The organism is Pseudochrobactrum lubricantis (assembly GCF_041929865.1).
In the GTDB taxonomy this organism is placed as follows: domain Bacteria; phylum Pseudomonadota; class Alphaproteobacteria; order Rhizobiales; family Rhizobiaceae; genus Pseudochrobactrum; species Pseudochrobactrum saccharolyticum.
This window is the reverse complement of sequence record NZ_JBHEEE010000004.1, coordinates 267,937-285,687: the sequence shown is the minus strand read 5'-3', so window position 1 is coordinate 285,687 and position 17,751 is coordinate 267,937. Positions and strand designations below refer to the sequence as shown.

The following is a 17,751-nucleotide window of genomic DNA, read 5'->3' as shown; positions in this document are numbered from 1 at the left end:
TCTGACCACTAAGAGCGACATTTCTATAACTCTCAGTTTTCACTCGGATATCTTAATAATCTGCCTTAAATTTGCTTCAACACGGTTATAACGGATTTGTAATGCGTAAATTTGCACTTTTCGGACAGCGACCAGATCAGTTTTTTTTAGCCCTTACACTTTTAAGTGCAAGCATGGCAGGAAATGTGCTGACAGCCGGTGCGCAGGAAGCTGAAAATGTGCCGACGCCATTGCTGCGCCCTTTTGCGCCAACAGCGATGCGTAATATGCCCGCGCCGATGATGCGGCCGGATCCGACAACCACCGCCACGATACCACGTGCGCAGGCACCGGCCGCCATGAGCGGCAGCCTGAAAACCGCACTGGATGCCCTGTCTTCAAAAGATGCACGCCGTGCGCTGGCAATCCGCAACGGTATGTCCGCCAATGATCTCGACCGCCATATCCTGACATGGGCTCTGGCTCTGTCCGGTGCAGACGGCTTGTCGAGTGCTGACTATGTTGCTGCCGCCGCGGAACTGCGTGACTGGCCTGGTATGACCACAGTTCAGCGCAACACAGAACGGGCACTTTACCGTGAAAATGCCACTGCCGGCACCGTGATTTCCTATCTCGGAAACCGCAAACCGCAGACCACCGAAGGTATGATCCTGCTGGGTCGCGCTTATCTTGCCAGCGGAAACCGCGCACAGGCACGCCAGTTGCTTGCGCCGTGGTGGGCACGCGCCAAGCTTGATACAAAAGACGAAACGCTGATTTTGCGTGAATTTTCCGGCGTTCTGACCAAAGAAGATCATCAGACACGTTTTCTGCGCATGTTATATGATAACCGTCTGTCATCAGCATCGCGTTTAGCCGCATCAGCCAATGCGGAATCGCTTTATGCAGCCTATGCCGCTGTCAGCAAGCGTGCACCGGATGCCGCGCAAAAGCTTAATGCTGTTCATAGTTCATGGCAGTCAAATCCTGCGTTTTTATTTGCAAAAATCCAGTATCTGCGCCGCTCCGAGCGCTATACGGAAGCTGCCAATCTGATGCTGAAGGCACCGCGTGATGCAAGATCACTGGTTGATCCGGATGCATGGTGGATTGAGCGCCGCGTTTTATCCCGTGAATTACTGGATATTGGCAAGCCGCAAATTGCTTATCGCTTAGCCGCTGCTCACAGTGCGGAAACACCGACTATGGCTGCAGATGCAGAATTCCATGCAGGCTGGTATGCTCTGCGTGCATTGAATGATGCCTCTACCGCGCAAAAACATTTTAGCCGTATTGCTGAAATTTCCTCGCGTCCGATGTCTGCATCCCGCGCCTATTACTGGATGGGTCGTGCCGCAGAATCCGGTGGCGGCGGTAATGCAAAGCAAATGTATCAGCGTGCATCCTATTACGGCACATCGTTCTACGGCCAGCTGGCGGCAGCCAAACTTGGCAATAATGTTCTGCAGCTGCCTTATCCGAAACCAAGCGCCGTAGATCGTGAACGTTTTGACAGCCGCGAACCGGTTCGTGCAATCCGCCGTCTCGAATCCATCGGCTATGGTAATCGCGCGCAGAGCCTGTACATCAATATGGCGCAGGAACTGAGCAGCACAGGTGAACTGGCGCTTCTCGCCGTTATGGCTGAACGCAACAGCAATCACTACCTGTCACTGCGCGTCGGCAAGATCGCTGCCGGTCGCGGTCTCGATGTCGGAGCATTGTCGCATCCGACAGGTGCCATTCCGGCCAATGCGAATATTAAAGGCTCCGGCGCCGCCCTCGCCTATGCGATTGCCCGTCAGGAAAGTGAATTCAATATTTCAGCAGTTTCCAGCGCCGGTGCGCGCGGCCTGCTGCAATTGTTACCGGGCACGGCAAAAGGCGTCGCCCAGCGCGCAGGTCTTGCTTATTCCGACAAGCGCCTGACCACTGATGCCGCTTATAATGCCACTTTAGGTGCGCATTATCTCGGCGAACAGATTGAGCGTTTCAACGGCTCCTATATCCTGACTTTTGCCGGATATAATGCAGGCCCGAGACGCGCCAGTGAATGGATTGCCAAATATGGTGATCCGCGCGGGCAGAATCTCGATCAGGTTGTCGATTGGATTGAGCGTATTCCATACACAGAAACCCGTAACTATGTGCAGCGGGTGATGGAGAATTACGCCGTCTATAAATCCCGTCTCTATGGCAATGCCAATATTCAGCAGGATCTGATAAGCGGCCGGCGCGGATAAATTTTCCGGCTATAACAATCAAAAAAGCCGCGCAGTCAGCTGACAGCGCGGCTTTTTTGTATGGAAAATCCAGTCTTTCTCCCGTCCGAGATATCTTATTTTCCAAGGTTTTCGGGAAAAATGACTGTGATGATATTATTTTTTTGAAAGGATGAATGCACACAGAGCCGTCATCAACCATCCGCCAATCATCAGTGTGCCCCCTGTCGGCGCGGCCATAGCAAATAATCTGTTGCCTGTCAGATCACGCAAGATCAAATCACCCGCGAATAAAACAAGACCGAGCAGCACCAGAATGCCTGCCCAGTAAATGGCGCGACTGCGTGCACTTAAAAAAGAAAAACCCAAAAAAGCAGCTGCATGCCCCAACAGAATCGGCGCTACAACTCCTAAAAACGCATGATTGCCGTGTGCAGATGCTGCATAGCTTGTCATTGCAGCAGCACCGGATAAACCGGAGAAAAACAGAAACAGACGTTCAACGCCAGCAGTCATCTTCATAAATCCTGTAAATTGATTATCTGCCCGCCATCAATGCAGATAAGCACAGCTTTAATCAATGGCTGCTGTCAAAAAGTCCGCACCAAAACGCGTTCTTACTCAAGAAAGCAAGCTTCTATAACAGTTTAGAGCAAATCATGCAGTGCGCACGATTACCGGATACGAACCCTCCTCAAAGCCGCTATACATATTCTGTCAAATCCGGACACCGCACCGGATTTCTGAACACTTCACACTGCTGTTGCCCCAATCAGCAACGCCGAGACTACAGGAAACAGCGTGAATTCGTTGAAATCTTTAGCGAACTTCCAGCACTTTTACGCAGCTATCCAGATCATTGGTGGCAAGATGTGCATAACGCATTGTCATCTGCAATGTCTGGTGACCAAGCCACATCTGCACACGGCGAATATCAATACCACCACGAACCAGACGCGACGCGCATGTATGGCGTAGAATATGCGGAACAACCTGTGTATCCGTACCTAGACCCACTTCATATTTGGCATCATTCCACACTGCGCGGAATTCGACCTGCGTCAGCATGGAAAATGGCCCTTTATGGCGTTCAACCGGTATTTTACAGGTTTTTCTGGCACGTTTGGTCAAGGGAACAGTACGGCTCCGGTTTGACTTGGTTAGCCAGAAAGTGACACGTGGATCGTGTAAATCATTCCACGTCAGGCCGATTGCCTCACCAAGACGGCAACCGGTATCAACCAGAAACACGGCCAGCCGATAGCTGTTTTCGCAACGTGCTTTAATCGCAGCGAAAAGACGTGCCTCTTCTTCAAGTTCAAGAAAACGAATTCGCCCTGCCCGCTCTTTCTGACGAATGAATTCCGGCAGGCTAAAGATGTCCCCCATCTTATACGCCTTTCGCAACAACTTGCTGAGTGCAGCCATTTTTCTATTAATGGTTGCATTGCTGTTATTGCGTTCACGCAGGGAACCGATAATTCTGTCGAGCATTTCCTGACTAAAGCCGCTGAAACGCTCCCCCTTCAGAATCTCATTAATTTCACCGAGAAATAATCTCACATTATATTTATGAGACCCGTCGTCCCATAAAATATTGAGATAGCGCTCGGATAAATCAGTAACTGAGTACTGATTCACAATGCGATGTGTTTTTGTATTGGATGACGTAAAACTGAGATTATAGCCCATTACAGGCGTAAAATTCTCAGAATTTTCGAAAGAAATGTCCCGATTCAGCTCCATCATAAGGCCCCCCAGCCGTTTGATCGACTTGGAGCTTTATAGACAGAAACTTTATAAAACAAGTCTGAGTAACATTTTTGTGAGGCCAGCATTATATAACCACTCTGGTTGATTTTCTGATATGCCCCCTCGAAAAGTCTTAGTCCGCCCCATCAATACAAAAATTTACATCTGGTATTTGTATAAGCGCATCTCGTTAAAGATGGTCCCCGCTTGAACGCCCCATTTGAGACGACAATACCAGCGACATAGCCGCTGGTATCTTTTTTTCGAACTAAACCAATGGCTTAGAAAGAACGCTGGAAGCGGATCATACCACCGAATGCGTCTTTTTCGCCACCAAGTACACGTACTGGATGATCTTTCTTCCAGGTTGTGTAGTTGATTTCTGGAGTAATGGTGAAGCCTGGAACCAGCTGGTAAGCTACGTTTGCAGCAATAGCTGTTTTGCCCCAATCTTCGTAAGCAGCCTGTACGTTGAATGTAGCTTTGTCAGTTGCTTTGAATTTCGCGCCACCCCAGACAGCCCAATCGCCGCCCCAGTTACCGTACATGCCAACTGGCAGTTCGTAAGAAGCATAACCGCCCTGTACCCATACGGAGAACTGGTCTGTTACGTTTACATCGAGGCGAACTTTACCAGCCCACTCTTCGATTTCAGCGTCGTAAGCTACAACACCAGCGATCGAACCCCAAGCCTGTTCAAATTTCAGACCACCAACAACGTGTGGCATGTAATCGTCGATTACAGCGTCGTAACCGATTGGAAGCCCGTTACCCTTCGCAAAGGCGGCAACTTTTTCACCCTGTTCGGCGGAGATGATTGCCGAGAAGCCGTTACCACCGGTGAAGGTGTAGCTAACCAGATTGGTATTGTAGAGACCTGCGCTTACCACGTCATCGTTGATGATGTCGCCGAGGTAGCCAGTGAAGCTATGGAAAGCGGAGTCGGTTTTACCGAGCATCAGACCACCAAGCTGAATGTAAGCATGCTTCAGAGTGTGACCACTACCTTTTTCAAACTTATTAGTGCTCGCATTATACGAGGTAAAGCTGCCATCACGACCATTACCGAAGTTAAAGCGGTTTTCGGTGAAAGTCTTCAGCGTACCAAGTTCTGTTTCGGTCGCTGTGTGTGTACGCAGTGTGAAACGGGTATTTGTGCCCCAGCTCTCACGATCCTCACCAGAATAAGCATCATCACCAGCAGACGCATCAAAACGAACATAACCGGAGATGCGCAGGCAGGTTTCTGTGCCTGGAATGTAGAAGTAGCCAGCGCCGTAAGCGTCGCAAACGCGTACATACTCAACAGCTTCTGGTTCTGGTGCAACGATGGCGTCGGCAGCCTGAGCGCCGGATACTGCAACGAGAGCTGCAGCGGAGCCGAGAAGAAGGCTCTTAATGTTCATTTCTGACCTCCAGTCAGAAACATACGCAATCATAAAAATTCAAATATTTTCAATGCGTTACAAAACGCCATGGAATCTTTTATTTTTAAAACCCTAAAATTGGTCATCAAAAACGCGGGATAAAAAGCGCGTAAAATACAAAAAAACCGGCAAGAATGAATTCTGCCAGCTGCGTAAAAATCAGTTTTATATGAAACAATGGCGGAGAGGATGGGATTCGAACCCACGATACCCTTCCGGGTATACTCCCTTAGCAGGGGAGCGCCTTCGACCACTCGGCCACCTCTCCGGTAAAGGCGCAATAGCCGGTAATAATCATGAGTTCAAGCACTTTACGCATCCGGAGCCAAAAAATCTTATCCATCAACAGGATGATTTCAAAAAAGGCATTAAATTCCGATAGTTTTCTGCAGTTTATGCCCCCCTATAAAGAGAGACCTGTTTTAAAACACATAAAACGGAATCAAAATCACAGAATCAAAGCACTTGATGTGCCACAACTGATTCACGGGCACGAACAGGGCAAATCACCGGCCAATATTACGTCTATAAGAGGATGAAATCGGATGGCTCAATTCAGGTCTTCTCTGGCGTGCAACACTGTTTCAGCCTGTGGAAACATCTGAAAACCCCGCAAAAGCGGCAAATTTTCGTTAATTTATTTTAATAAATATAAACAAAACATAAATAAAATCCGGTACCTAGGGGGTGTTTCGTGTCTTTTCTGCAACACGATATGTCGATAGCAACATCTTACCCCCTCGTTATGCGTTTTCAGTGTTGCAACGAAACTGAGCACGAGTATCTTGAGGGCAGAAGAAGGAGCGCTTCGGTAGCGACTTTTTCATCCAAGGGGATGGGGACAGGTTGTCCTTCAGCCAAAACAAAATGCCCAGACCCATTTAAAACTTTGACTGGAGGTCAGAAATGAACATTAAGAGCCTTCTTCTCGGCTCCGCTGCCGCTCTCGTTGCAGCAACCGGCGCTCAGGCTGCCGACGCCATCGTTGCACCAGAACCAGAAGCTGTTGAATATGTACGCGTTTGCGACGCTTACGGCGCTGGCTACTTCTACATTCCAGGCACAGAAACCTGCCTGCGTCTTTCCGGTTATGTTCGCGCTGACTTCAAAGGCGGCGACGATGTTTACAACGGCCGTGACCGCGAAACTTGGTCAACCAACACTCGTTTCACCCTGCGTACACACACAGCAACTGAAACTGAACTTGGTACACTGAAGACCTTCACCGAAAACCGTTTTGAATTCGGCGACGGCGATTTCAAACAGGATAAGCTGAAATATGCTTACATCGAACTGGGCGGCCTGCGCATCGGTAAAGATGAATCCGCATTCCACACTTTCACCGGCTACCTCGGCGACGTAATCAACGATGACGTTGTATCGCCAGGTGCATATGACACCAATCTGATCAGCTACACCTTCTCTGGTGGCAATGGCTTCTCGGCAATCATCTCCGCTGAACAGGGCGAAGATCTGTCTGATGAAAATGGCGATGGTTTCACTTGGAAGAATTCAACCGTTGGCAAAAACGGAAAATCTTACAACGGCGTAATCAACGACTACATGCCACACGTTGTTGGTGGTCTGAAGTTCGAACAGGCTTGGGGTTCGATCGCTGGTGTTGCAGCTTACGACTCTGAAATCGAAGAGTGGGCTGGTAAAGTTCGCCTCGATGTAAACGTAACTGATGTATTCTCCGTATGGGTACAGGGCGGTTACGCTTCTTATGAAGAAGCTGTTGGCATGTACGGCAACTGGGGCGGCGATTGGGCTGTCTGGGGTGGTCTGAAGTACAAGGCAACCGACAAAGCTACTTTCAACCTGCAGGCTGCTTACGAAGATTTCGGCAAACAGGCTTACACTGCAAACGTAGCTTACCAGCTGGTTCCAGGCTTCACAATTACTCCTGAAGTTTCCTACACCAAGTGGAAAGACACCGACAAGTATGCTACAGCTGTTCGCGGCGAAGATGCTTGGGGTGGTATGATCCGCTTCCAGCGTTCTTTCTAAGTTTTACGACTTAGAACAGACCGTAAGGTTACAGAGACCCGGCAGCTCACGCTGCCGGGTTTTCTGTTTTGTGCATTCCAGTGCGTATCACTATCGGAAACCGGCATCCGCTTTTGCGCAACATGCTCTAAAACTGACTTTAAATAACAAGCGGTATTTATATGTCTGGTCTTTATCCCCACGCTTTATAATGCGTGGCATTTTGCAGACGGCGGCGATCTGCTATATTTTACAGCACACTTATCCTCTGCCCTGCTTTAAAACAGCCAATGATAATCAGCAGGCTGATCAGGATGAGTCAGAATGCATCGCATTCACCTGCCCTGCCCGACACGTTTCACAAGGAGAATTATATGGATTTTTTACTCTGGATCGCCCTGATCGGTGTAATCGTATTTCTCCTCGGCTTAGTTTACAGCAAGCTGACGACGGCAAAGGCAAAGCAACCGGCAGCAAGCATTATCCCGCCTGCAACAGCAGTGACGCCCAAAAGCAAAGAGCCTGAGAAAAAACCGGCTCCCGCAGCACCGGTGAAGGCAAGCCCACCCAAACAAGAGAGTGCGGCACAGCCAGTCATTAAAACACCGGCCGCAACAGAAACCACAAAAGCCACGCAAAAGATTGTACCGGATGCGGAGCCGGTCGGCCCTGCTCATAATCCTGTTATTCATATTGCGTCTAAAGCTGCGGAAGCAAACCCTGCCGAAGCAGTTGCAGCGCCCTCACCGGCAGCAGAAACACCGGCACCGCCAGCCCCTTCCGAACCGGAGCGCCTGAGAAAACCGCGACAGGACAAAGCTGATGATCTGACCCAGATTACCGGTATAGGTAACGCAATTCAGGCTAAACTATATAATGCCGGTATTTTTCATTATGACCAGCTTACCGATCTGAATGCGGATCAGATCACATGGCTGAACCGCACTACCGGTTTTGCCGGACGTGCTGAACGGGAAAACTGGATTGCTCAAGCTAAGAAACTGATGAGCAAAGCAGCGGCCGCGACAGAAGCGCCAAAGCGCGCGGTTAAAAAAACAACAAAACCCGCCGCTGTAAAAGCCAAATCCAAACCCGCAAAGAAAACTGAAAAAGCCTGAAGCAGTTTTTGGCAGGTGCATAAGATCAGAGCAAAATGCAATCTTTACAAAAAGGCCCGCCTCAAAACTGAGGCGGCCTTTTTATTTTCATAATCTAGGCCTGATAAATAGATCAGGAATTGCCCTTCAGACGTGCATTGCAAAGGCTGTAATAACCGCCGCCCTTCTGGATCCAGCGCAGACCATTCAGAGAATTCGCGCTCTTATTGGCATAATACTGATCCAGACAGGTTTTCATACGCTGCTTGCCTTCAGTTTCATTCGCATATTTTGCGGAAACCGCAGACGGGAATTTAACACCGCTTGGCGCAGCAACAGTCGGAGCTGCTGGCTCTTTTGTTGATACGGATGTTACTTTTTCAGGATCAGCACCCGGACCACATTCAACTTTACGGAAAGCATTCCATTTCAGATCGGTCGCCAAACCTGTTTCCTGAGCTGCTTTATATTTTGCAGAGCATTGCTGCATTGTCAGGCCTTTGGCAGCATCTGCGCTGTCAGCAGCAGGCGCCGCCTGTTTGGCAGGCTTTGCAGCAGTTGTTGCCGGTTTGGCCGGAGCCGCAGATGCCGGAGTTGCAGCATCAGTGCCACACTGCGCTTTACGGAAATCATTCCATTTCATAGTACCGAGCGTGCCGGCATCTTTTGCAGCCTGATATTTCGTGCTGCATTCTGCCATTGTCAGCGCACTTGCCGGTGAAGACAGCACAAAGACGGCCATTCCTGTCAGCAATGCTGCGCCGCCAAGGCGGCTGAGAGTTTGAATTTTCATCTCTGTTCTCCTGATTAGGTTTTAAAACACTGTGCCTAAAGCGTTTTTCTGTCAATATCGTATAATATTCCGCACGCAAAACCTTTTCACAAATTCTGAAAAGAGTTGACGCGCTGTGAGACAACATTGTGATTGTTTATATTATAGCTCTCAAACATAGCATTTTTATAATATCCTGAGGTGCAATATTTTGTAACTCAGATGCATTTCAGGGCAGTAAAACGCTGTAAATCAGCCTTTTTAACTTGGCCTATACATATTCCCCTTCGCCACTTCACCATCGCCCCAGCAAAATATTCGCGCAATTATTGGCATATAAAAAGCCGGATTTTGCTCATAAATCGCTATTGACACGTTAAAAATAACAATTTTCTCACCGCTGATTTTGCACCGGTTATCGGCTAAATAATGCCAGTGGCAGAGATCAATGAAGGTTCTGCTGTTTTTCAGTTTTCTTTTAAACAATATCCTGTCCGACGTTTAAATTACGCCGCAGCAGCATGTTGCAGGGTCTTTTTTCATGGCTGAAGTCACAACTCCGGATGCGATTCCGGCTCTATCACCAATATCTGTGACCGAGAGACACCGCTTCTATGAAGATGTTGTGGCGATGCTGATCGGCACCAGCTTTGTAAGCCTCGGACTAACCCTTTATGCGCAAGCCAAACTAATGACCGGCAGCACAGCCGGTGTGGCTCTTCTCGTGCATTATGCAACCAACTGGCAGTTTGCTCTGGTGTTTTTCCTGATCAACCTGCCTTTTTATTATCTGGCTATCAAGCGCATGGGCTGGCGGTTCACAATCCGCACCTTTGTGGCGGTGGCGCTGATGTCGCTCTTTACCCGCCTGTTCCCGATGTGGGTGGATTTCTCCAACCTGCAACCGGTTTTTGCCGCTTTTATGGGCGGCACTTTGATGGGAATGGGCGTGCTTGCCCTGTTCCGCCACCGTGCCGGTGTCGGCGGCATCAATATTCTGGCTCTTTATCTGCAGGATAATTACAATATCCGCGCCGGCTGGTCGCAGCTTACTCTGGATCTGGTTCTGATGGCCGTATCGCTGTTCTACCTGTCCCCGCAACAGGTTGCGATTTCGCTGATCGGCGCTGTGGTCATGAATGTTATTATTGCAATCAACCACAAGCCCGGCCGATATCTGGCCACAAGTTAAAGAGAAGTCGGTATCTGGCACAAATTAAAAAGAAAGCGGATGGCGGGATCAGTGACGCGCCATCCATTCACGTGCCTCACGCAGGGCACGCACCAGCTCCGGCTTGCTCATCATTTCTGACAATTTACTGCGCATCGGCAGAGCACGGTCATCACCACGGATGGCTGCAATATTGAACCATTTATAGGCTTCGATACGGTCTGCCACGCAATCACGCCCTGCATAATACATCATGCCGGTTTCAAACAGCATTTCGGCTTGCATGGCATTGATATTATTCTCTGACTTCGCGCTGAAACGTGCAAACATTGTTCTCATCCTGTCCTGTTAAACTGCGGTCCGCTTAGAGCCGGAAAGCCCGTGCAGATCTCTGCTGTTGTTATGAACAAGATGACGGAAAGAGTTGAAATCGCCGTTAAATACCATCCTTAACGGGCAATCAACAAAATCCAAACAATGGGTAAACATCAGAATTCATTAAGAATAACTCTGCCGGTTTTGCGGGACTTCTGCAAAAATCACGACTTTTAAGCACAGGATAATTTAAACCTGCTGCTAACCAATAATCACATCAGCTCGTTACGATGCCGAACAGAAGTGAGATTTGCGCAATGCAAAATCGGCTCTTTTCAAGCGCCATTCTTTGGATTACGTTTACGTGAGCGTAAATAATATGCCCATCACATATTACGCATCTTCGGGAGGAACTGATGAAGAAAATCTTGTTTGCAATGACAGCTCTGACACTGTCGTTCGGCCCTGCTCTGGCAGCGGAACCGATTGTCGGTACGTGGAAACGTACATCCGGCACTATCATTGAATATAAAAGCTGCGGCGGTGAGGATTATTGCGGCACCGTGCTCAACGGTGAATATAAAGGCAAATCCATCGGCAAAATGAGCGGTAAAGACGGCAGCTATAAAGGCACCGTCAATAAGCTTGACGAAGGCAAGACCTATTCCGGTAAAGCCAGTGTCAGCGGCAGCACATTATCGCTGGCCGGTTGTGTGGCAGGCGGGCTGATCTGCAAGACCGAAAAACTGGCACGCCAGTAAGACAAATGAAAAGCGTTGCGGATGATGATTGCGCAACGCTTTATTTTATGATCAGCGCGCTTTCTGATTGAACAAAACGCTCTGCGCTGATTTATCCGTCGCAAGATTGCTTTTCTCGCGTTCAGCTTTGCCCAGCTCCATACCGCGCTGCACCGCAGCACGGGCTGTGACAGCCTCATACCAGCGCTTCAGATTCGGGAAATCTTCCAGCTTCTGATCGTAGTTTTTATAGGCGCTGATCCAGCCCACACAGGCCATATCGGCTATGGAATAATCGCCGGCAATATAATCACGGCCTTCAAGCTGACGATTCAATACGCCGTAGAGCCGGTTCACTTCATTCGTATAGCGATTGATACCATATTCGACTTTTTCCGGTGCATAGACGCGGAAATGTCCTGCCTGACCGGACATTGGTCCAAGCCCGCCCATCTGCCACATCAGCCATTCGTCAACGGCTACGCGCTTGCGTTCATCTGCCGGATAGAATTTACCGAATTTACGCCCCAGATATTGCAGAATAGCGCCGGATTCAAAAACCGAAATCGGCTGGCCATCCGGCCCCTCCGGATCAATAATCGCAGGCATACGGTTATTCGGTGCGATTTTCAGAAATGACGGCTCGAACTGATCGCCTTTACCGATATTCACATATTTCACTTCATAAGGAACACCCAGTTCCTCCAGCATGATGCTGATCTTCCAGCCGTTCGGTGTCGGCCAGTAATAAAGTTCAATCGGCTTCGTCTGGGTTTTAGGCTCGGCACTCATAGAGATCAGCTCCTGACTAGAGCGCCGTACACCCATCGGCGTACAAAACGCGCTCCAACACTTTAAAATGAGAGCATAATTTCAAGTTAAACTGTTTCCGGTTTAAGAAATTATACTCCGGTGAAACCGGTAAGGACAAACATCATGATTATATGCGTGATTGTCCGGTTGCAAACAATATATAGTCATGACTACAGATTAGGCAATCCATAAAACCAAATTTCGTTTCACGTTGAAAAATATATGCTTAATGCAATTTCAGGAATTTGAACGCCCGATGAACACCCCTCTCAGAAAGAGTTCAGCCCGCCGCCGTTAGATTACGGATAACAGGATCATTCCTGACCAGATCGTGTCGCACATCATCATATCCGCAGCGACATGTTCGACCAAAAGGGGGCCAAGCGATGTTGTATCACCGGTTTACCATTATCAGCCTGTTCGCACTCGGCACGGTATTTCTCAGCCTGCTGCTGATGAATGAAAATCATGCAAACCGCGCCGGTCATATGGCTCAGGCATTGTCATATTCTTTCCTGCAAACAGAAACCTCCCGCCCTGCACAGGCAGCAACAATCACAAAATCACAGGACAAGGAGATGCTGCCATGATGTCCGCGAATTTTCTTAGCACTCTGACCGACACATGTTATCTCGCCATGCGCATTGCAGTGTTCAGCCTGTTCTTTGTAGCCCCAGTTGCTGCTTTTACCGGCATTGCCGCCAATACCGGTGGAAAAGTTACCGCAACCGGTCTGGTTCTTGTGGTCAGCCTGCAGAAATAACGCCCCGTTTAACCATTCTGCAAAACCGGAGGCGCAGCGCAAAGCTTGCCATATAAACTGTAAGAATTCCGGCTTATAGTAGCGCATGAGCAAAAGAATCGACACTTTTTCCGGCAATCCTGTTTCAGATCTGATTTCTGCGGGTATAGCCACACCGGAGCCAGTCGCTCCTCAATCATTTACGGATGCCCGCGCTGCGGTTGACGCATTGCGTGCTCTCTATGACCGGAATACTGCCTTTCTGCGTGATGCCTTTCATAAGGTTGCCAAAGGCGAAGTTGCACCGCAGCGTTTCCGTGCGTTCTACCCTGAGCTTTGCTTTTCAACGGCCAGCTTCGCCCATGTGGATACACGTCTGGCCTATGGTCATGTCAGCCTGCCGGGTGAATATGCCACCACGCTGACCCGTCCTGATCTTTTCGACAGTTATCTGATGGAGCAAATCCGTCTGCTGATTAAAAATCACGGTGTTCCGGTGACTGTTCAGGAATCCACCACGCCGATCCCGCTGCATTTTGCCTTTCTGGAAGGCACTTATGTAGAATCATCTGTATCCGATGCTTTCAAATATCCGCTGCGTGATATGTTTGATGTGCCGGATCTCGGCAATACCGATGACAGTATTGCTAATGGTGATACCGAGTTCCAGACTTTGGAAATCATGCCGCTGGCACCATTTACCGGTCAGCGCGTGGATTATTCTTTGCAGCGCCTGTCGCATTACACCGCAACCAGCCCGTCGCATTTCCAGAACTATGTGCTTTTCACAAACTACCAGTTCTATATGGATGAGTTCTGCACCTATGCCCGCAAATTAATGGCAGAGGGCGGCGGCGGCTTCACCAAATTTGTTGAACCGGGCAATCTTGTCACTTTTGCCGGTAACAGCTCGCCTTCACAAGGTGCAGAGCCTGCGCGCTTGCCGCAAATGCCGGCCTATCATCTGGTCAAGCCGGATGGTTCGGGCATTACCATGGTCAATATCGGTGTCGGCCCGTCCAATGCCAAAACCATTACCGATCATATTGCTGTACTGCGCCCGCATGCATGGCTGATGCTTGGTCACTGCGCCGGTTTGCGCAACAGCCAGCAGCTCGGCGACTATGTGCTTGCCCATGCCTATGTGCGTGAGGATCACGTTCTTGATGATGATCTGCCGATCTGGGTGCCGATCCCTGCTCTGGCCGAAATTCAGGTGGCTCTCGAAGATGCGGTTGAGGAAATCACCGGTCTTGAGGGCTATGAGCTGAAACGCATCATGCGTACCGGCACCGTTGCCACGATTGACAACCGCAACTGGGAATTGCGTGACCAGCGCGGTCCAGTGCAGCGGCTTTCCCAATCCCGTGCTGTGGCTCTGGATATGGAATCGGCCACGATTGCGGCCAATGGTTTCCGCTTCCGCGTGCCATACGGTACTTTGCTCTGCGTGTCTGACAAGCCTTTGCATGGCGAGCTGAAATTGCCGGGCATGGCGACTGACTTCTACAAGAAACAGGTAGCCCAGCATTTGCAGATCGGCATCCGCGCCATGGAAAAAATTGCCGCTATGCCGCAAGACCGCCTGCATTCACGAAAACTACGCAGCTTCTTCGAGACTGCATTCCAGTAAGCGCTTCAATCAACACTGCTCTGCAAGACTATTTGCAGAGCAGTGCGCCTTGATAAAGCTGCTTTTCACAGCCAACAGTGCTGTCATACTTGTTTCTCTTGCTCTGTGGTCTCTATGTCCGGCGAAAAACCAATTCCTGCTTCAAAACGCACATCTCCCCTGCTCTTTGCACTGCTGATCTTCTTAGTTCTGCTCTCGGTTCCGCTGGTGCTGGGTTTCTTTGGCCGTGTGCATCCGGCGCTGGACAGTTTTGCGCATTTTCGCGCTCATATTGCAGCAATCATGGCTCTTGGCGGAATTTTTCTGCTTTTCACCAGCCTGCGTCGTGAAGCGGCAATGGTGACACTGCTCGGCCTCAGCGCTTTTTCAACAACGGTGAACTGGGCAGGCTCATCACAACCGGCAACAGCACAAGACGGAAATGTTACCTACAGGCTGATGCAGATTAATCTGCTGCAAAATAATGATGATCCGAAAGCCCTGTTGCAAGCTGTGGCACGCTATAAGCCGGATATTATCACCTATCAGGAAGGTTCTGAGCTGTGGCAGCCATGGCTTAAAATACTGGAAGGCAGCTATCCTTACCGCCACCAATGCGGCACATTGCCGAAAAGATGGGGCGTCGGTATTCTCTCGCGCCGACCTTTTGCCGATTTCGGCTCTCCGGTCTGCACCGGTGACGGCGTATTGGCCACAGCTCTTGTTAATCTTGGCGGCACCAATGTACTTGTCTCGTCACTGCATCAGTCTTGGCCGTGGCCGTTTAAACAGGTACAGCAGTTTGAAATGCTGCGCCCTGCATTGGAGCCGATGGCCAATCCTCACGGTATTCCGGTGATTATCGCCGGTGATTTCAATGCTGCCCCGTGGAGTTACAATCTGCGCCAATATGAAATGCTCACCGAAACCAAACGCATTGCCGGTGCAGGTGCAACATGGCTGACAACCCGTCTGCCGGATAGTCTGCGCCACTGGATCGGCTTGCCGATCGACCATATTCTCATCAATGAGACTGTGACACTGCATAATATCCGCACCGGTGAATCGCTCGGCTCAGATCATTTTCCGTTGTTGCTGGAGTTTTCAGTTCCGACTTCAGTTTCCGAACCGGCGGAAGACAATCCGCAGACTACGCCGGAAGCTGTCCGCATCTGACACTGATTTCTCAATAAAAAACGGCGCCTTTCAGGGCGCCGTTTTTGTATTATTCATGTTTACTCAAACCGGACCCCGCCGACATTCTTGATTGCGGCAGTCGAGACAGACACGGTTTATTACTGCAAATATTACATATTTGCGTAAACCGGTCCTTCGCCGACATTCTTGATTACGGCGGTCGAGACGGACACGGTTTATTACTGCAAATATTACATATTTGCGTAAACCGGTCCTTCGCCGCCTTGTGGCGTAACCCAGTTAATATTCTGGTTCGGGTCTTTGATGTCACAGGTTTTGCAATGCACGCAGTTCTGCGCATTGATGACGTAAGTTTCCTTGCCGTCCTTCTCAACCCATTCATAAACACCCGCGGGGCAATAGCGTGTTGAAGGCCCCGCAAAAACATCATGTTCGGATTTCAGCTGCAGTTCCAGATTTTTGACCTGCAAGTGAACCGGCTGATCTTCTTCATGGTTGGTGCTCGACAGGAACACTGACGACAGACGGTCAAAGCTCACCACACCATCAGGCTTCGGATAGCTGATTGGCTTATGCTTGGCTGCCGGTTCCAGCGCCGCCGCATCAGTCTTACCGTGCTTGAGCGTTCCGAAGAAAGATAAGCCAAACAGCTGGTTTGTCCACATGTCCAGACCGCCCAGCGCCACACCGATAATGGTACCGAATTTCGACCACAGCGGTTTGACATTGCGAACGCGTTTCAGATCTTTGCCGATAGCGCTGTCGCGCCATTCATTTTCAATGCCGATAACTTCGTCATTCGCACGACCGGCAGCAATCGCTTCCGCAACCTTATCCGCCGCAAGAATTCCCGACAGCACCGCATTATGCGAGCCTTTGATACGCGGCACGTTCACAAAACCGGCCGCACAACCGATCAGCGCACCGCCTGGGAAAGTCAGTTTCGGCACAGACTGCCAGCCGCCTTCAGTAATCGCGCGCGCGCCATAGGAGATGCGTTTGGCACCTTCAAAAGTCGGACGGATCGTCGGATGTGTCTTGTAACGCTGAAACTCTTCAAACGGAGACAGATACGGGTTCTTGTAGTTGAGATGCACCACAAAACCGACAGCCACCAGATTGTCTTCCAGATGGTAAAGGAAGGAACCGCCACCGGTTTTCAAATCCAGCGGCCAGCCGAAAGAATGCTGCACCAGACCCGGCTTGCTCTTCGACGGATCAATCTGCCAAAGTTCTTTCAGGCCGATACCGAATTTGGCCGGTTCACGGCCTTCATCCAGCTTGTATTTTGCAATCACCTGCTTGGAGAGAGAGCCGCGTGCACCTTCGGCAAACAGCACATATTTACCGTGCAGTTCCATGCCGCGTGTGTAGTTCGGCCCCGGCTCGCCATTGCGTTCCACGCCCATATCACCGGTCGCGACACCGGTTACAGCACCGGCATCATTATAAAGCACTTCGGCAGCAGCAAAGCCCGGATAGATTTCCACGCCGAGATTTTCCGCATGGGTAGCCAGCCAGCGCGCCACATTGCCCAGCGACACAATATAATTGCCATGATTATTCATCAGCGGCGGCATTGCGAAATTCGGCAATCTTACAGAACCCGCAGGCCCGAGCACCAGAAACTGGTCATCCGTTACCGGAGTTTTGAAAGGATGATCGCTTTCCTCGCGCCAGTCAGGCAGCAGCTTGTCGATACCAACCGGATCAACAACAGCGCCGGACAGAATATGCGCACCGACTTCCCCGCCCTTTTCCAGAACCACGACGGAGAGTTCCGGATTATTCTGTTTCAAACGGATCGCCGCAGCAAGACCGGCAGGGCCTGCGCCGACGATCACAACGTCGAACTCCATACTTTCCCGTTCAGGAAGTTCGTGTTCGTTGTTCATTTATACCTCCATAGCATCGGGCGCAGCTTGGGTTCCCGTTTTTTATAAACCAGAGCGTATCGTGTTC

At 50.0% G+C, this 17,751-nt stretch carries 16 protein-coding genes and 1 tRNA gene; 9 read left to right on the top strand and 8 right to left on the bottom strand.

Annotated elements, in window-relative coordinates:
• Positions 1-173 precede the first annotated feature (173 nt).
• Positions 174-2,222 (top strand): lytic transglycosylase domain-containing protein, encoded by a 2,049-nt coding sequence (locus tag JNC80_RS10520; RefSeq protein WP_376710286.1) that lies wholly within the window; start codon positions 174-176, stop codon positions 2,220-2,222.
• Between the two features lie 135 nt (positions 2,223-2,357).
• On the opposite strand, the gene JNC80_RS10515 is transcribed toward JNC80_RS10520, so the two are convergent.
• The 4 genes from JNC80_RS10515 to JNC80_RS10500 form a co-directional block, all read right to left on the bottom strand.
• Positions 2,358-2,657: a DUF423 domain-containing protein gene (locus tag JNC80_RS10515; RefSeq protein WP_376710285.1), complete on the bottom strand. Its 300-nt coding sequence runs from the start codon at positions 2,655-2,657 to the stop codon at positions 2,358-2,360.
• 363 nt (positions 2,658-3,020) lie between these two features.
• Positions 3,021-3,947, bottom strand: coding sequence for a tyrosine-type recombinase/integrase (locus JNC80_RS10510; protein WP_028233875.1), 927 nt, complete (start codon positions 3,945-3,947; stop codon positions 3,021-3,023).
• A gap of 287 nt (positions 3,948-4,234) precedes the next feature.
• Positions 4,235-5,359, bottom strand: a complete 1,125-nt coding sequence (locus JNC80_RS10505) for a porin (protein WP_376710284.1) — start codon at positions 5,357-5,359, stop codon at positions 4,235-4,237.
• A gap of 199 nt (positions 5,360-5,558) precedes the next feature.
• Positions 5,559-5,648 (bottom strand) — tRNA-Ser (locus tag JNC80_RS10500).
• A 638-nt stretch (positions 5,649-6,286) separates the two neighbouring features.
• On the opposite strand from JNC80_RS10500, the gene JNC80_RS10495 reads away from it, so the two are divergent.
• Positions 6,287-7,390 carry a porin gene (locus JNC80_RS10495; protein ID WP_376710283.1) on the top strand — a complete coding sequence of 368 codons (1,104 nt, stop codon included), beginning with the start codon at positions 6,287-6,289 and terminating at the stop codon, positions 7,388-7,390.
• A gap of 353 nt (positions 7,391-7,743) precedes the next feature.
• Positions 7,744-8,487 carry a helix-hairpin-helix domain-containing protein gene (locus tag JNC80_RS10490; RefSeq protein ID WP_376710282.1) on the top strand — a complete coding sequence of 248 codons (744 nt, stop codon included), beginning with the start codon at positions 7,744-7,746 and terminating at the stop codon, positions 8,485-8,487.
• A gap of 112 nt (positions 8,488-8,599) precedes the next feature.
• Here JNC80_RS10490 and JNC80_RS10485 read toward each other — a convergent pair whose 3' ends face one another.
• The gene (locus JNC80_RS10485) at positions 8,600-9,259 is read right to left on the bottom strand and encodes an antifreeze protein (RefSeq protein ID WP_376710281.1); all 660 of its coding nucleotides are present in this window, start codon (positions 9,257-9,259) and stop codon (positions 8,600-8,602) included.
• Between the two features lie 520 nt (positions 9,260-9,779).
• Here JNC80_RS10485 and JNC80_RS10480 point away from each other — a divergent pair.
• Positions 9,780-10,430: a YitT family protein gene (locus JNC80_RS10480; RefSeq protein ID WP_075654578.1), complete on the top strand. Its 651-nt coding sequence runs from the start codon at positions 9,780-9,782 to the stop codon at positions 10,428-10,430.
• 48 nt (positions 10,431-10,478) lie between these two features.
• Here JNC80_RS10480 and JNC80_RS10475 read toward each other — a convergent pair whose 3' ends face one another.
• Positions 10,479-10,739, bottom strand: a complete 261-nt coding sequence (locus JNC80_RS10475) for an SEL1-like repeat protein (protein WP_022712257.1) — start codon at positions 10,737-10,739, stop codon at positions 10,479-10,481.
• A 401-nt stretch (positions 10,740-11,140) separates the two neighbouring features.
• Here JNC80_RS10475 and JNC80_RS10470 point away from each other — a divergent pair, with 401 nt between their 5' ends.
• Positions 11,141-11,485: a DUF2147 domain-containing protein gene (locus JNC80_RS10470; RefSeq protein WP_022712258.1), complete on the top strand. Its 345-nt coding sequence runs from the start codon at positions 11,141-11,143 to the stop codon at positions 11,483-11,485.
• Between the two features lie 51 nt (positions 11,486-11,536).
• On the opposite strand, the gene JNC80_RS10465 is transcribed toward JNC80_RS10470, so the two are convergent.
• Positions 11,537-12,256 (bottom strand): glutathione S-transferase family protein, encoded by a 720-nt coding sequence (locus JNC80_RS10465; protein ID WP_022712259.1) that lies wholly within the window; start codon positions 12,254-12,256, stop codon positions 11,537-11,539.
• A gap of 407 nt (positions 12,257-12,663) precedes the next feature.
• Here JNC80_RS10465 and JNC80_RS10460 point away from each other — a divergent pair, with 407 nt between their 5' ends.
• From JNC80_RS10460 to JNC80_RS10445, 4 genes are all read left to right on the top strand, one after another.
• Positions 12,664-12,867 carry a hypothetical protein gene (locus tag JNC80_RS10460; protein WP_151158116.1) on the top strand — a complete coding sequence of 68 codons (204 nt, stop codon included), beginning with the start codon at positions 12,664-12,666 and terminating at the stop codon, positions 12,865-12,867.
• On the top strand, positions 12,864-13,040 hold the full coding sequence (locus JNC80_RS10455) for a hypothetical protein (RefSeq protein ID WP_022712261.1): 177 nt from the start codon (positions 12,864-12,866) through the stop codon (positions 13,038-13,040). Before JNC80_RS10460 ends, JNC80_RS10455 begins: the two co-directional genes overlap by 4 nt.
• 85 nt (positions 13,041-13,125) lie before the next feature.
• On the top strand, positions 13,126-14,652 hold the full coding sequence (locus JNC80_RS10450; RefSeq protein WP_022712262.1) for an AMP nucleosidase: 1,527 nt from the start codon (positions 13,126-13,128) through the stop codon (positions 14,650-14,652).
• 114 nt (positions 14,653-14,766) lie between these two features.
• Positions 14,767-15,807: an endonuclease/exonuclease/phosphatase family protein gene (locus JNC80_RS10445; protein ID WP_376710280.1), complete on the top strand. Its 1,041-nt coding sequence runs from the start codon at positions 14,767-14,769 to the stop codon at positions 15,805-15,807.
• Between the two features lie 212 nt (positions 15,808-16,019).
• On the opposite strand, the gene JNC80_RS10440 is transcribed toward JNC80_RS10445, so the two are convergent.
• A complete protein-coding gene (locus tag JNC80_RS10440) occupies positions 16,020-17,684 on the bottom strand; it encodes an electron transfer flavoprotein-ubiquinone oxidoreductase (protein WP_376710279.1) in 1,665 nt (554 codons plus the stop codon).
• Between the last annotated feature and the right edge of the window lie 67 nt (positions 17,685-17,751).

Coding starts and splice junctions, on each gene's coding strand:
- JNC80_RS10510 (WP_028233875.1), bottom strand. CDS start 3,947: ATGGAGCTGAATCGGGACATTTCTTTCGAAAATTCTGAGAATTTTACG.
- JNC80_RS10440 (WP_376710279.1), bottom strand. CDS start 17,684: ATGAACAACGAACACGAACTTCCTGAACGGGAAAGTATGGAGTTCGAC.
- JNC80_RS10490 (WP_376710282.1), top strand. CDS start 7,744: ATGGATTTTTTACTCTGGATCGCCCTGATCGGTGTAATCGTATTTCTC.
- JNC80_RS10520 (WP_376710286.1), top strand. CDS start 174: ATGGCAGGAAATGTGCTGACAGCCGGTGCGCAGGAAGCTGAAAATGTG.
- JNC80_RS10475 (WP_022712257.1), bottom strand. CDS start 10,739: ATGTTTGCACGTTTCAGCGCGAAGTCAGAGAATAATATCAATGCCATG.
- JNC80_RS10465 (WP_022712259.1), bottom strand. CDS start 12,256: ATGAGTGCCGAGCCTAAAACCCAGACGAAGCCGATTGAACTTTATTAC.
- JNC80_RS10445 (WP_376710280.1), top strand. CDS start 14,767: ATGTCCGGCGAAAAACCAATTCCTGCTTCAAAACGCACATCTCCCCTG.
- JNC80_RS10515 (WP_376710285.1), bottom strand. CDS start 2,657: ATGACAAGCTATGCAGCATCTGCACACGGCAATCATGCGTTTTTAGGA.
- JNC80_RS10450 (WP_022712262.1), top strand. CDS start 13,126: ATGAGCAAAAGAATCGACACTTTTTCCGGCAATCCTGTTTCAGATCTG.
- JNC80_RS10495 (WP_376710283.1), top strand. CDS start 6,287: ATGAACATTAAGAGCCTTCTTCTCGGCTCCGCTGCCGCTCTCGTTGCA.
- JNC80_RS10460 (WP_151158116.1), top strand. CDS start 12,664: ATGTTGTATCACCGGTTTACCATTATCAGCCTGTTCGCACTCGGCACG.
- JNC80_RS10480 (WP_075654578.1), top strand. CDS start 9,780: ATGGCTGAAGTCACAACTCCGGATGCGATTCCGGCTCTATCACCAATA.
- JNC80_RS10455 (WP_022712261.1), top strand. CDS start 12,864: ATGATGTCCGCGAATTTTCTTAGCACTCTGACCGACACATGTTATCTC.
- JNC80_RS10485 (WP_376710281.1), bottom strand. CDS start 9,259: ATGAAAATTCAAACTCTCAGCCGCCTTGGCGGCGCAGCATTGCTGACA.
- JNC80_RS10470 (WP_022712258.1), top strand. CDS start 11,141: ATGAAGAAAATCTTGTTTGCAATGACAGCTCTGACACTGTCGTTCGGC.
- JNC80_RS10505 (WP_376710284.1), bottom strand. CDS start 5,359: ATGAACATTAAGAGCCTTCTTCTCGGCTCCGCTGCAGCTCTCGTTGCA.